The sequence below is a fragment of the Planctobacterium sp. R6 genome (assembly GCF_055755215.1).
Map to the genome: position 1 here is coordinate 22,880 of NZ_JBVTQY010000044.1, position 14,291 is coordinate 37,170.

Sequence of the window (14,291 nt, forward strand, 5' to 3'; positions counted from 1 at the left end):
GGAGAAGACTAATGTTGCAAGCGTGGAAAAGTGCATTCCATCAAATGGAAAATAATGTTGCCATTGTAGCAGCGAATCAGAAAACGGTTGAAACTCCCCCTCAGGCTCCTCTGCCCGCCTTTTCATCCGAGCAACTGTTAAGCCTCGGTGAAGTTTGTAATAAACAAGACCAGATAGACAGTGGTGACATGGAATTGAGGCTCTCAGCAATTTATACCTACTTTGGGCAATTCATCGCCCACGATATCGCCAAATTTTCCAATCAAAACCATCAACCCTCAGATACATTTTTCGGTATTGCCCGTGCATTCAATAACATTGCCAATCCGTTAAATCTTGAGAGTTTGTATGGTAATGACAACATTGGAATTGATAAAAGAGGTAAGTTTTGTCTCTTTAGTAAAGATGGCGTTAATCGATATGACATTCCTCGAGACAATAACGGCACCCCACTCCTTGCGGATGAGCGCAATGACCAAAATTTGTTGATTTCACAATTCACTCTGATCTGGATGCGTTACCACAATCACCTTATCCAAAGCGGCAAGTCCTTTGAGGAAGCGAAACGGCAAACAAAAAATGTTTACCATTACCTGATAAAGTGGGACTTTCTAAAAAAGATCATGTTTGAGGACTTATGGTCATTGTACTTTGGAGATGAGACTGCAGCACCTGCCATACAATTAGATGCTGCTAATTCAGATATCCCGGCGGCATTCCATTCTGCTACATTTCGGTTTGGTCACAATATGGTTCGTCATTTTTACGCCATAGGACAACAACGTGGCGTTACCCTAAGCGAAATATTGGCGAAGACGAATCACGGCGGATTTGGTCGGTCTGATCTAAGAATAGTGAGCGATGCACCAATGAATAAGTTGTATCGAGTTAATTGGCACACATTCATTAATGACCCCACAAACAAAGCGATGGAACTCTCCGCAAAAGTCAAAATCAACGTTCCTCACCTGACGTCTCGCGAATTTATTTCAATGAGTACACGTAATCTGATGCGCGCACATGATTTTGGTGTAGCTGACGCACAAACTTACATAGAGCGCTATATTAGATATTATCCTCAACTGAAGCGTTATTTTAGCTATTTTACAGCGCCACAATACTGGTTGTTCTCAGGGTTTACCCATACAGACCTCATTCCTGAACGGTACACCTTATTCAACAGTACTCCACTTTGGTTTTATATCCTGCGTGAGGGTGCGAAATTGCGCTCTCTGGTTCGTTCACAAAGCTCCGATTTATATGGAAAAAAGGGAATACTTGGGCCTCTGGGGAGCCTTATAGTAGGTCAGGTATTCTCAAAGTTACTGCAAGACACAAATACTTCGCATAGCACTTTTACCTCCATAGAGGAGCTAGCAAAGTTTACAAAATCAGTTTGATTTCTTAACTCACCTTAAGACGGAGAAATTTATGCCAAGTGTTTTAAAGAAAAGCTGGGAATCAGTCCAGGGAAAGTCCTCTCACGGACAACCAATAGACGGTTTCAGCCCCATTCATTACTTGCCCCTGGATGGTGACTTTATTGTATCATTTGAATATAACCACGATGACCTGGGCCGAGTCATGAGTACCACCGTATTTACCCCTACCGGTGATATTCGAATTAAACAGCACCTATATAAAATTGTCGACGATGGTAAACAACGCTTTTTGTGGCAATTGCATTCCAATGCGATTCCTGTGTTGGACTTTGGCATCGAGATAGACAATGAAATACAGCAGTATGTGATTTCTGGAAACGATGACAGGTTTGCGGATTTCCCGTTGGATTTCAAAGAAGCTGATTTAGTTCAGTTTACAAAAGCAGTTGAGCATGAAAACGTAGCGAGGTGGCGCTGGAAAAGAATTGAATGAGCTAGCAATGTCTAAATACCGTTTTATTTTTCATTCGCTGCTCTTGATATTGACTGGATTTGCAGTGCCAAACGGTGCTGCAAATTCCTATTACACAGATTTTCTGCAAAATTCCTGTGAGGCGCCGACCTTAGTCAAATTGATAAATAGCCAACCAGTCAGTCAATTAGGCTTGCTCGTAATTGATGAAAAACAGCTGACAAAACTGTACGAAGAAGACTGTTTTATCTCCCCCATTCCGCTGTCTGAAACATTGACTAAATTTGTAAGTGAATATCAGATTACTGAGGCATTCACCACCTGGTACACTTTACTGCCTAAAGATAAAGAAAAAATAATAGAAGCCTTTAACAAATTTAATGCGATGGCAGCACTTACGCCCGATGAAAGGTTGTTGTTTAAATATTGGCTGTTCAGTGTCCAAAATCATAGTTTTCTTTTGAATAACGCCATAGAAACGGCCTCATCTATATTGCTATACAAGAGTATCCCCCCGAAACAAAAAATCGCTCTGAAACTAGCCACTGCGGAAGCTTTTATGCGCCTCGACAAAACACAAAGAGCACGCACCGAGTTCGATACATCATCTCGATTAATACAACAAACTAATGACGTGGGGAATTCGTTGCGCATCCGTTATCATTATCTGATGGCTGAATTATTGCTTCATCAGGATTTGGTTGAAGATGCCTACTCCAATCTCAGGAGCGCCGAGTCAATAACTCAGCAACCCGGTTATATCGATCACCGAGACAAAATAACACTACAAGACAATTGGGGATATTATTATGCCCGAAGAGCAATGCAAGGGAGTAAAATTGATTTCCCACTTTTACATATGGCATTAGATAGAGAAATGCAGGCATTGGCACTGGCTCGAGAGTTCCAGGTGGTGCACCAGCAAATAGTGATACACAGTAATATCGCGAGAATGCACTCTATGTTGGGAAAGCTAAATAGTGCAAAAAGAAATTATTTAATCGCACTACATTTGTTGCAATCTCATCCAGACAAAGATCTGCAAGCTTTTTTAACCAGTAATATTGCTCATATATATGAAGAACTTGGGGATCCACAACGAGCAAATTATTACCTGACTGCCTCAGCAGAAAGTAGCCAACATGAGGGCTCTCCACGAGCAGCCAAGTTAATCTGTAAACAAGCCGAAATCGCCATTCTCCTGAATGATATTGAAGAAGCACAGACCTTACTATTTAACTGTGAGGCTATTGCTCAATCCACTGAAAATGATCCTGATTTACAATTGCAGATCGCCAATTTACATGCCCAATTGAGTAATGGTACACAAGACACTTTCAACAAGATTCTGGCCATTATTCCTGAGGCACAAGATTTGAAGACAATCGGGCAAAGTTACTTACTAATGGCTGAGCTTTCACAGCCAGACAAGCAATATTTCTATCTCCAAAAAGCGAGTGAAATGTTTAATAAAGCCTCAAACAAGCTCTTGTTATTTGAAGCACTCTATAAAATGAGTGCACTAAAAGCTGACAATACCGCTTTAGCTGAGCAGACGGATCGAATAGCGATTGGTGTTTTATCACAATTGGGAATAGAAGAAACAAGCATGTATTGGATTCAAAAAATACATGTGCACTTTATCAATCAGGTTAGACGTCTTATTAATAATGGCAACATCGAACGTGCCCTACAAAAAACGATTCAGATAAGACAATTGCAGTCCCAGATTCGGCGGCAACAGATATCAAACAAAAAGGATAATCACTATCGCGGAGATAACCTTAATATCTACTCTGACTTAACAGCAAATGCACTCCTTTACCAACAAACTGAGTACGATCAAAGAGAATTGAAAAAAGCCATATCGCAAGACCTGGATTGGTTGTATCAAGATATAGAACAGCAAGATTTCACGTTAGCAGAGATTATTAACCACAAAAGTCTCGAGACAGATGACACAAAAAACTTGAGGGAAACAAGCTTTGCTCTTAAATCTATACGGTTCAAAAAGGATGATGAGGCACTAATTGCCTACCTTTTTAATCCAACTATTTCTGGCGTATTTTTAAAAGATAAAAATGGTACTCAATTTGAACGGTTCGAAGATGCACAAGTAATAAAGCGCCTAATAAAAAACTCCAGCATTGCTCTGGCAACCAGAGCACCTGAGGCGCAAAGCAAAATCCTTGAAACTAAACAAGCATTGCTGCCAAATTTCAATAACCAACAAAACTACGAACGGATATATTATCTACCTGACAGTGAGCTTTATCTATTTCCTGAAAGTTTGCTTTTTTCAGAGGAGCAAGTCATATTGCGAGGGTTGCCCGATGCAGGTATCCCTCTACACAGCAATAAGGCAAATGACATGACGTTTATTGGAAGTAGTTTTAGCTTGTCCGAATTGACCGGTATCCAATTTAACGATAGCAGCTTCAACGATGAGCTTCCCATGGCAAAACAAGAACTATCCAATATAAGGGACTTAACCCCCGGATATTTTGCCGCGTTTTTAGATAGAGATGCTACTAAGGCCCAACTACTTTCAAGTAAAAATAGTCATGTTTTGCACCTGAGCTTGCATCACTATTTTAACCCTGATAATCGTTCCGATATCGGTTTATTTCTTTCACCTGTCAACTCTGATAGACCATTTGCAACGGGTTTTCTATCTTTAAGTGAGCTAAACCGAGCACACTTTAATAACCAGCTAGTTTTTTTAAATGGATGCGAAACATTTAATGGAAAATATTACCGCGGAGCTGGAGTATTAGGCATAGCTCAAGGATTTATTAATGCCGGAGCTAAGACGGTAATATCTACACTATGGAAAGTAAGTGATCGCGCATCAATGGAATTTACCCGTCATTTTTATACAAATTATTTTGACAACAATGACCCTGCCATAGCCCTCGCATACGCTCGTGAAAAAATGCGCGAAACAGTGCGCTTTAGGCACCCCTATTACTGGTCAGGGTACGTCTTAAATTCAAGATAATAAAGTTAAGTATAGTTAGGACTATAAAATCCTCTGACTTTTATATTAATTAATAAATTTTGAGAAGTGTTTTGCGGAGGTGACCCTGCTAAACGGCACTCATCACGTCTTCGCAAGGTTGTGCACTGTTATTTGAATGGCATGTGCTTGGTTTTATGATTGGTTCTCTGAATTTATATCTGAATTGTTTCAGGTAATTGCTACTCCTCTATCGATAAGGCTATGCAAACCTTGCCCAGCCTGAACTACACGACAACATCGACAATCACGACCGATTGATTTTTATACAAATATGGTTTATTTATTTGCATTTGGGTAATTTACTAACCATATTGTAAGAGGGATTTAATCCTCATAGTGGAAAAGCAATAGTTCGCCTTCTGGTTTTTTAACCGAGCGATTGCAGCAACACTTAAGTAAAACGCAACTTACAACGGCGGCAACGGATTATGGCGAATAAAAGCGGGCCAGGTGACTCTCATCCAACGCGGGTTCAAACAACCAGTACAGCAGTGAATAATGCCAGAAGTACAAACTTGCCAGATGTGAGTCAGGCTCGCAATGCTTTGAATCAACAAATTCGGGATTTTGGTGGGGCGAGAAATGTGAACCCTTTGCCTAATGTAAGCAATACCCGCAACGCCTTGAATCAGCAGATTAAGGCTTTTGGTGGGGCAAAAAACGTAAATCCTTTGCCCAATGTGAGCGATAGCCGCAACGCTTTAAATCAGCAGATTAAGGCTTTTGGTGGGGCAAAAAACGTGAATCCATTGCCCAATGTGAGCGATAGCCGCAGCGCCTTGAATCAGCAGATTAGGGCTTTTGGTGGGGCTCAATCCGGTAAGTTATCAGCGCCCCTTCCTCAACAACGTTATATGGTATCGCCTCATGATGATGTTAAAAACATGATGAACAACCTAAGAGGGTTTGGTGATTCATCTCAGTTACAAAACGATACGAATCAGCTTAAAGCCCTGATGGGACAAAAAGTCTCTCCGGGGAATATCCCCATGGTACGTCCGGTGTTTAAAGATGAAAACCAACGGAGTGCCTTTCATAACATGGCAAATGAACGGTTAGCCAAACTAGGGCCGCAAGATCAATTAAAAAGCTCGAAAGCCCGAAACGACTTCAATACCTATACCCAGATGGCATCCTGGTCGACGCAGGACAATGCCATGATGAACTTTAGCAGCGTGGATAAGAAACGCTCTCACCCCATCGTTTATGTGCAAGGCCACGGTGCTGCAGGAGACACCAATATTTATTCTGACTCGCACCAAAAAGTATCTGCTAATGCCGTAGGGCGCATGCTTAACAAGATGGATTTACCCTCGGTGAGTCAGATACGGGCCAACTCCTGTTACAGTGGTACGTCTAAAGATTTGGACAAAAGCAGTGCAAATTTGATGCAAAAATTCCAGGATAATACCCTGGACCAGATGGGCGGAAAACGCAGCGAAACTTTTGCTGGCGCATTATCAGAAGATCTTAATAATCCCTCCTACAAAGCAAGGTATGATGCTAACAAAGACGCAGTAGACAAGATAATGAAACGTCCACTAGGTAACTTTGGGCAGCTTAAAGCAGCAATTGACCCGAACAATTTAACAACGGCCCGCAAAGCCGCAATTGATTCAGTGGACAAACCCAGGCATAACCGGGTTGTGGGCTACATGGGGCCAACGTCACAGGGCGTAGTAAATGTGGCAAAACGCACTGAAACATCCAACAAGAGCGCCCTAACATTGGACATGCATCAAGGTGTTTCGTTAAAAGGCCAATATGTATTGCGCTCACAGGCAGCTAACAAAGGCCCCAGCGTTCCCGGTAAGAAATAGTGGCTGGTTTACTCACTGAGATGCATTTCTGAATCCAGGCCCCTCCTGAAAACAAGACGCTGTTAAAACCAGGACGCTGTTGAAACCAAAAGTAGTCCATTGCGTTAATATCTCTTATACTCCACATCCAACACCAAAACAGTTGCTACTCGCCCAGAGCCAGCGAGCGGTATTGTCTCGGATAATCTGTTATGCATATAACCGAAACCAATATCACTAATAAACAGGACCAGGCATGATACTGCTAACCGGATTTAGCTTAGGCCTACTGACTATTCTCTTTGTGATAATCACTCGTGATTTCTATAAAATTCCTGCCGCCCGGGTCTTTCTTGTATTACTGGTAGCCACAGCGGGATTTTTATCAGAGCGAATTATCCCAGCACAATGGATATGGTTATCGGCAAGTCTGACCGGAGCTTTGCCCGCACTGTTTTGGCTACTCTGCCAGTTTGTATTTGCACGTCGACCTGATGTGAAAACAGTATGGGGAGCACTGGCTTTTTACAGTTTTATCGCGCCAATCATGGCCCGAATATTTTCTATCTCCGACGCAAGTGATCTTTACCTGGTGGCTAAACAGATACCCATTTATGTTGAATATGTGATTATGTTGCACGGTATTTGGGTGGTAATTATTAATTGGTCTGACGATCTAGTGGATTCTCGCAGAAAGCTCCGGGGAGCATTCCTTTCAGTGGTGGGAATTTCACTGATCTGGGCAAGCTGGACGTTAAACTTTGGTTATGGTGAACGCAATTGGCTGCCCGCTTTGATCAGTGTGGCCGCACTCATCGTTGCAATAATTCTGTTGCGAGGAAGAAAAGGCGTGCTGATTGGCGCAGTTTCAGGGTTCGAGCAAACGGCGCTTGAGGAACAGCAAAAACGCGCTTCTCAGCTGGATGGCGAAGCGACCAAATTGAGAGAGATCATGAACGCTGGTTTCTATCGCACGGAAAAATTAACACTGAGAATGTTAGCGCAAAAACTGGAACTACCAGAATATAAAACCCGCTCATTAATAAACCAAACTCTGGGTTATCGGAACTTCAATGATTATATAAATCAGCTTCGCATCGCCGATGCAAGCGAGCGTTTGGGGAGTGATCCCGAAGCACCAATATTGAATATTGCCTTAGATGTTGGCTATCGAACTTTAAGCTCCTTTAATCGCGCATTCAAAGAAGTACACAGTCTGAATCCGACAGATTTCCGGGCGCAAAAATCCAATCCAGAGAAACAATAATTGCACACTGCTTTAAGTTAAGTGCAGCAAATTTTCCTAAGAGATTTTTAATAAAAATTAGCATGTTAACCGTGCAAATTGTTGAATTTTAAAAATTGCACAGCCCTAAATCCTCACTCTTCAATCGCTTTGTAACGCCTGTGGTATATAGGCTTTGAAGGATTTGCACAGTTGTTTATTTTATTGCACATCGCTTTTCATCGCACAACTCCCCCCTTTTGATTAAGTTGGCTCGATAGTCGGGGTGTTAAAACTTCTGATGCGCTTACAGAGCGACTCTTTTGCCTTTTGAAGTTTGTATGGTTTAGACATCTCATAACAGGTGCAGTCCATGCTGACATCCAACAATAACAATCCTAAAAACAATAAGTCATTTTGTGGAGACATAACGCATGTTATTCAAAGAGTTAAGAACACGAAACACCTTGTTTGCTACTTTCACTGCCTGTGCACTGACACTGACACTGGCAGGCTGCAGTGGTGATGATGGCGCACAAGGCATCCCCGGTGAACAAGGCCCTCAAGGTCCACAAGGTATTCCTGGCTCACCAGGCGTGCCAGGCGCCCCCGGCACAGATACTGGTTCAGGTAGCGGCGTATATACCACCAGTAATTTTGAAATGCCCACTGATGCCATTTATGTGGCAGATGTCTATGACGAACTAACGGGCACGGTACTGCAAGAGGGTGCCGATATTACCGAGGCCCTGGTTACCGCCACCTTTGGTTTAACAACAGATGATACGGTGGTTTTGCCCAAAGGACGCTACCTGGTTAATGACAGTATCGTCATCTTTGATGCAGATCGCATCACCCTTACCGGCTACGGCATCAATGAAACACAATTAGACTTTTCCGGTAGCGTGTCTGATGACGCTATCCGTTTTGAAGGCGGTAATACCATCACGGTGCGTGATTTCAGTGTGTATGAGTCCCCTAAAAATGCCATCAAAGCCAGCAAAGTTAACGGCATCCACTTCAACTATACCGGTACTATTTGGGAAGGGCCTTTGGAGTCTGACAATGGTGCGTATGGCGTCTATCCCGTGCAAAGCTCTAACGTCATTGTGGAAAATAACTATGCCTATGGCTCTGCGGATGCCGGTATTTACGTGGGGCAATCTGAGCACATTGTAGTGCGCAACAATGTAGCTAAAAACAATGTTGCAGGTATCGAGATAGAAAACTCATCTTATGCAGATGTGTACAACAATGTGGCAATAGGCAACACCGGCGGGATTTTGATATTTGATTTACCAGGTCTTGAAAGAGCCTATGGCGGCAACATTCGCGTTTTTAACAACGAAGTGATTGCCAATAATGCCGAGAACGTGGGCAATGGTGCTGTGGGTATCGTTCCGCCAGGCACTGGCGCACTAATTTATGCCACCTCCGATGTGGAGATGTACAACAACTACTTTAAAGATAATGAAACTATTTCCATTGCACTGACCAGCTATTTTGTAGGGGATTCAGACTTCGCGAAATACACACCCTCCCCAACCTTTCCTGAAGGCGAAAACGGCTCGTATGTCGAAACCATGATTGACGGCTGGTCGCCTTACATCAAAAACATTTACGTGCACGACAATGAAATTGAGCGTTCCGGTGCCAATCCGCGTGGCGCATTGCTGGAACAGGTCATTACGCCATTATTACCCGATGTCAATATGATCACCGGCTTCACTCAGTCAACCTCGTTAGCAGCCTTAGGTGTGATATCCGACAGAGCTGGCGAAACCATGCCAGCCATTTTATACGATGGTGTCGGAGAATTCGTGATCAGTCAGGGCATGATGTCAGGCTTTGACCAAATTTTGGCAGTGATGAACCCGGCAGCGGCAGCAGCTGGCGTAAGTTATCAGCCTTATACCGCAGAAGATGCCATTTGCGTAAATAACAATCTGGACACCAATTCGTTTGCATCAGCACAGGAATTTACTCAAACCAATATCGGTATGGTATTCGCAACGGATGAAGTGGACCTGGTGCCATTAGTTGCAGGTGGTTTGTGGGTTCCAACATCGGGCGACTTACCGCCGCCATTGTTCATCACTGAGAATTTTCACGGCAATACCGCGCGTTTGTACTGTACTCAAACGCGGATGGCAGCCGCAGTAGCCACCTTTGACAACAAAGCCTTTGGCTGCAAAGGCGATGATTTAGCAGAGCCGGCTTGCTCCTTCTAATGTGGTGAACAGATCATGAAATCTAAACTATTACCTATCGTTACCAGCATGTTACTGCTGCTGGCATTAACGGGTTGCGGAGATAGCGACTCTGTTGCTGCGCCCCTGGACAGCGACGGAGATGGTGTACCTAATACATCAGATGCGTTCCCCCGCGACCCAACTGAAACCTCTAACCGTGATGGCGATGCGGTTGGCGACAACGCCGACGCCTTCCCTGACGATCCCAATGAATGGGCGGACCAGGATAATGATGGTGTGGGTGATAACGGCGATGCCTTTCCCTATGACCCCGCTGAAACCGCGGATTCTGACGGCGACAGCGTTGGCGATAATAGCGATGCGTTTCCCCATGATCCCACTGAATGGTATGACTCAGATGGTGATGGCATTGGAGACAATCAGGACAATAACACAGGCTCAACCGGAGATTGTGAAACCAGTGCCAATGGCATCAACTGGGATGCATTAATGAACCACAATTGCAGTCGACTATCCGACTACAACTTGTTCCAAAATGCCCAGGACCCCACGGCACAGCCTAATGAAAACGGCATACTCTATGAGCTTTCTACCGCCTTGTTTACTGATTATGCCAGCAAGTATCGCTTCATCTTTTTGCCTGAAAACAGCAAGATGACGTACACCCAATCGGAAGTGTTTAACTTTCCGGTGGGAACTGTGATCACCAAAACCTTCGCCATGCCCGCTGATACCAGCGAGCGCGACGGCCAGGAAACCATCATCGAAACCCGCTTATTGATCCATCGCACCGAAGGCTGGGTAGCATTGCCTTACTACTGGGCGGATGCATCAGACGCCACCTTAGCCATTGCCGGAAAACGGGTAGACAACATGCAGGTCACTCACAAAGGCAATGATCTTGAGTTTACCTATGTGGTACCTAAGGCCGCATCGTGCACCAGTTGTCACGCCAAATCAGATGCCAATGACGCTCAGATAGTGCCTATTGGCCCGAAAGCGCGCTTTTTAAATAGGGATCATGAATATGCTTCAGGTATTCAAAATCAGCTCAGCTACCTGGCTGACAACGGTTTGCTGGACGGTTTACCTGACTTCTCTGATATAGAAAATCCGATGGCGTTTAATGATTCAGTTGATGTAAGTGCCCTGGAAGATGCACAGGTAGCCGACTTAACCAAGGCCTACTTAGATGTTAACTGCGCCCATTGCCACCGCCAGGAAGGCGCAGGTGCAGCAGGTGCCAGCGGCCTGCAGTTGGAATATCAACGCGCCATCGCCGACGACGTCACCAAATTTGGCATTTGTAAGGTACCTGTGGCAGGTGGTCATCAAAACTACACCTACGATGTTGTACCCGGCAATCCTGATGAATCGTATCTATTGTTCAGAGTCAATACCACAGACCCCAGACATAAAATGCCAGAACTGGGCAGAGCCACCATTCATCAGGAAGGTGTGGAGCTGGTGCGTGAATGGATAGCCCGAATGAACCACGCCGCCTGTCAGGGGTAATGCGTGTTTTCGGCAAAAGCTCAGCTAAATTAAAACCGCTGAGCAAAGGGACTTAACGCAGATCTATACAAGACGGGCATACAAATTTTTTTTTGTATACCTGTCTTGTTGGTTTTGTTAGTTGTCTTATTGATTGAATATTTCCAATTGCTCGTATTTTTTGCGAGCCTCTTCCAGCAATTCATTCCTATCGAATTTTTTTACAAGCTCTTCCATTTCATAAAAAATATAGTTGCTTCCCATATGTTCCTTAGACATCAGGTAATAAACGGCAGCGGTATATTCGTCATTAATTTGATAAAGACCTGCCAAAGCTCTTGCAATAGCTGCATCATGTTCACCTCTTTTGCTTTTTAACAAACCCTCTTCATAAATCTGAATTACTTTATCAACATAATTGGCATGATTATAAAAGTTCCCTAACAATCTGGTGGCATATATGTCCCCTTCTGATACCAGACTCTCCCAATAAGCTATATCATCTTGATATCCGTGAGCTGCTATCCATTCTTCTTTACCAACATAAACACCGTTTTCACGTTTTTCTATCCGCATATCTTCTACATGAATTCTAAGGTTGAAATCCAGATAAAACGGCAGTAAGTCAGCCAGCTTATCTTCAGATAGAGGTAACCCTTTCATAAACTTACCAATTAAAACCAACTGTTCTATAGAGTATCTGTCAGCCCTTAAGCTTGAGCCATTTAGTGCGTTTAAGCTATCAATCTCACTCTGAGCGAAATCTAACAACTCCTCGTCTGACATATCGGTTTTTTCAGGTTCTTTTTTAGGACCATAAAGCGCCAAAAATTCGCCTAAATCCATAATTTCCCCCTGAACTGAAGGATTTGCGCTAGTTCCCTCTTTAACTGTTTCGACTTTATCTGTGTTATATATTGCGATGTCAGCATCATTGGAAGCACTGTCCACCAAGAGCACATCAGTAGGTTTGCTTTGCACTACATCGACATCAGTTTCGTCGTAGTTAGACAATCTGAATACCATGAGCACAGTGGCCAAAATCACAACAGAAAGGACCACTAAAGAGCCAGTCTTTTTACTAATCAATTTAAATCCTTTCATCAAAACGTGTATTCCTCATACACACAATGCTTTTTCAAACTCTGAATCACCATTAAAGGCTAATCTTCAACCTTTAAAATAACTCCCTTATCTGATCATTCAATTTCAACAATGGGCTAATCAGAATAAGCCTCTCTGATGCTCCCTTTATCAACTCTTCCAGGTAGTAGTTTGTTGCGCTGGTGTTTAAAAACTTGGCCATCAAAATCCCTTTCACTTATAGAGTATATTTTATACCCAACAGAATAGTATCAGCTGTTGTAGGAAAGCAAATTAAAAGGGAGCGTAATTGTAAAAAAGGGCCAAAGTATGGGAATAATCAAGACTGGCATTGAGCTGTTTTTCAATATGCCAGTCTTGGTAGTTTGATTAGTTACTTCGAAGAAACTCTCAGCGCCCATTCCCCCATGGAGTATTGGCACTCGCATCCGGGCGATGTTTCTTCACCATGCCCTGTAAAAAGTTACGCAATAACTGATCACCGCAGGCACGATAACTGCGATGTTCAGGTTTTCTGAACAGGGCACTTAACTCACTTTTGCCGATTCGAAATTCCGCCAGTTGCAAGATTTTCATCATATCTTCCTGCTGGTAAGACTGAGCGATTTTAATCTTGCGCAGGATATCATTGTTGCTAAGGCGCTGACCGCCTTCCAGCCCCGGCGGTGGCCCACCTTCCTGCTTACCGCGGTTTTTAACAATTAAACCATCCAGAAATAAACACAAGGTTTTATCCCGACAGGGTAAAAAGCCAGACTCATCTTCTTTTTTCATCATATTCATCAGATAGTCTTCATCCAGATCATGGTCCACCAGCTTAAAAATGCTGATGGTAGCCTTGTTATCCAGACTCAGGGCAAAACGAAGACGGCGTAAAATGTCATTTAACAGCATGGGAAATTGTAAAGGTGAATGTGATGTGCAAACAGTATACCTGATTAGGCCGAGTTAATGGCGTAATCAGGCACAACAATGCAAATTAACGGTATCAGGCCTGATGTTTACTTTCCGCCAAGCCGCCCAATACAAAATAAGTGCCTATTACTATCACCGCGAACCAGCGACGCTCGGACAATTGCAAAGTATGGTTAATCAGTACTTCCCCATAATTGGCCAGAACGCCGTAACCCACTGAACAGAGCACCACAAATGCTAATATTCGCACAACATAATGGTAGGGGCGCATCAGACGCTTCAGAGTCTTATTAATATTATCGCCATAAAGCACCAACAACACCGCCACCCAAGACGTCACAATGACGTTGCGATACGACCAAAACCAGTTGGATAGTTCAGAATTTAAAGACCAGAGCCAGTCCATTTAATTTCTCTTAGTGAAATGATTTATCTGCCGGGATCTTAATGGAAAAGGTGGGAAGAGGGAATCAAGGGGTTATTGGCTAGCCTTAGGGGTAAAAGTAAATTATACGAATTAAAGGGGTCTGTTTTGCTAAAACCCTTAAACAAGAGGGGGTCATTAATAGATGGACAAGATTGCGTGAGTTATAGAAGTTCCAATCTAATCTGACATTTCCCTTTTAAAAGAGAGAGTTACCAGTTTAAGGTATGGGTGTCGAATC

10 protein-coding genes are annotated in these 14,291 nt (G+C 43.4%); 7 read left to right on the forward strand and 3 right to left on the reverse strand.

The window, feature by feature from the left end; translation table 11 throughout:
- Nucleotides 1–11: 11 nt before the first annotated feature.
- From AC0J20_RS19845 to AC0J20_RS19875, 7 genes are all read left to right on the forward strand, one after another.
- Nucleotides 12–1,400: a peroxidase family protein gene (locus tag AC0J20_RS19845; RefSeq protein WP_473023060.1), complete on the forward strand. Its 1,389-nt coding sequence runs from the start codon at nt 12–14 to the stop codon at nt 1,398–1,400.
- Nucleotides 1,401–1,431: 31 nt separating this feature from the next.
- Nucleotides 1,432–1,875: a hypothetical protein gene (locus tag AC0J20_RS19850; RefSeq protein WP_229531308.1), complete on the forward strand. Its 444-nt coding sequence runs from the start codon at nt 1,432–1,434 to the stop codon at nt 1,873–1,875.
- Between the two features lie 7 nt (nt 1,876–1,882).
- Nucleotides 1,883–4,855, forward strand: a complete 2,973-nt coding sequence (locus AC0J20_RS19855) for a CHAT domain-containing protein (RefSeq protein WP_229531307.1) — start codon at nt 1,883–1,885, stop codon at nt 4,853–4,855.
- 449 nt (nt 4,856–5,304) lie between these two features.
- Nucleotides 5,305–6,696, forward strand: coding sequence for a hypothetical protein (locus tag AC0J20_RS19860; RefSeq protein WP_473023062.1), 1,392 nt, complete (start codon nt 5,305–5,307; stop codon nt 6,694–6,696).
- A 235-nt stretch (nt 6,697–6,931) separates the two neighbouring features.
- Complete coding sequence (locus AC0J20_RS19865) at nt 6,932–7,942, forward strand: AraC family transcriptional regulator (protein ID WP_473023063.1); 1,011 nt, start codon at nt 6,932–6,934, stop codon at nt 7,940–7,942.
- Nucleotides 7,943–8,334: 392 nt separating this feature from the next.
- Complete coding sequence (locus AC0J20_RS19870; protein ID WP_473023064.1) at nt 8,335–10,131, forward strand: parallel beta-helix domain-containing protein; 1,797 nt, start codon at nt 8,335–8,337, stop codon at nt 10,129–10,131.
- 15 nt (nt 10,132–10,146) lie between these two features.
- On the forward strand, nt 10,147–11,628 hold the full coding sequence (locus tag AC0J20_RS19875) for an SO2930 family diheme c-type cytochrome (RefSeq protein WP_473023066.1): 1,482 nt from the start codon (nt 10,147–10,149) through the stop codon (nt 11,626–11,628).
- Nucleotides 11,629–11,754: 126 nt separating this feature from the next.
- On the opposite strand, the gene AC0J20_RS19880 is transcribed toward AC0J20_RS19875, so the two are convergent.
- The 3 genes from AC0J20_RS19880 to AC0J20_RS19890 form a co-directional block, all read right to left on the reverse strand.
- Nucleotides 11,755–12,711 (reverse strand): hypothetical protein, encoded by a 957-nt coding sequence (locus AC0J20_RS19880; RefSeq protein ID WP_473023068.1) that lies wholly within the window; start codon nt 12,709–12,711, stop codon nt 11,755–11,757.
- A gap of 390 nt (nt 12,712–13,101) precedes the next feature.
- Entirely contained in the window at nt 13,102–13,605 is a 504-nt protein-coding gene (locus AC0J20_RS19885) for a YehS family protein (protein WP_473023069.1), read from the reverse strand.
- A 94-nt stretch (nt 13,606–13,699) separates the two neighbouring features.
- Complete coding sequence (locus tag AC0J20_RS19890; protein WP_473023070.1) at nt 13,700–14,032, reverse strand: DUF3392 family protein; 333 nt, start codon at nt 14,030–14,032, stop codon at nt 13,700–13,702.
- Nucleotides 14,033–14,291 lie beyond the last annotated feature (259 nt).

What these genes read in the sequence shown, in the direction of transcription:
- AC0J20_RS19845 (WP_473023060.1), top strand. Translation starts at nt 12, where the DNA reads ATGTTGCAAGCGTGGAAAAGTGCATTCCATCAAATGGAAAATAATGTT.
- AC0J20_RS19850 (WP_229531308.1), top strand. Translation starts at nt 1,432, where the DNA reads ATGCCAAGTGTTTTAAAGAAAAGCTGGGAATCAGTCCAGGGAAAGTCC.
- AC0J20_RS19855 (WP_229531307.1), top strand. Translation starts at nt 1,883, where the DNA reads ATGTCTAAATACCGTTTTATTTTTCATTCGCTGCTCTTGATATTGACT.
- AC0J20_RS19860 (WP_473023062.1), top strand. Translation starts at nt 5,305, where the DNA reads ATGGCGAATAAAAGCGGGCCAGGTGACTCTCATCCAACGCGGGTTCAA.
- AC0J20_RS19865 (WP_473023063.1), top strand. Translation starts at nt 6,932, where the DNA reads ATGATACTGCTAACCGGATTTAGCTTAGGCCTACTGACTATTCTCTTT.
- AC0J20_RS19870 (WP_473023064.1), top strand. Translation starts at nt 8,335, where the DNA reads ATGTTATTCAAAGAGTTAAGAACACGAAACACCTTGTTTGCTACTTTC.
- AC0J20_RS19875 (WP_473023066.1), top strand. Translation starts at nt 10,147, where the DNA reads ATGAAATCTAAACTATTACCTATCGTTACCAGCATGTTACTGCTGCTG.
- AC0J20_RS19880 (WP_473023068.1), bottom strand. Translation starts at nt 12,711, where the DNA reads ATGAAAGGATTTAAATTGATTAGTAAAAAGACTGGCTCTTTAGTGGTC.
- AC0J20_RS19885 (WP_473023069.1), bottom strand. Translation starts at nt 13,605, where the DNA reads ATGCTGTTAAATGACATTTTACGCCGTCTTCGTTTTGCCCTGAGTCTG.
- AC0J20_RS19890 (WP_473023070.1), bottom strand. Translation starts at nt 14,032, where the DNA reads ATGGACTGGCTCTGGTCTTTAAATTCTGAACTATCCAACTGGTTTTGG.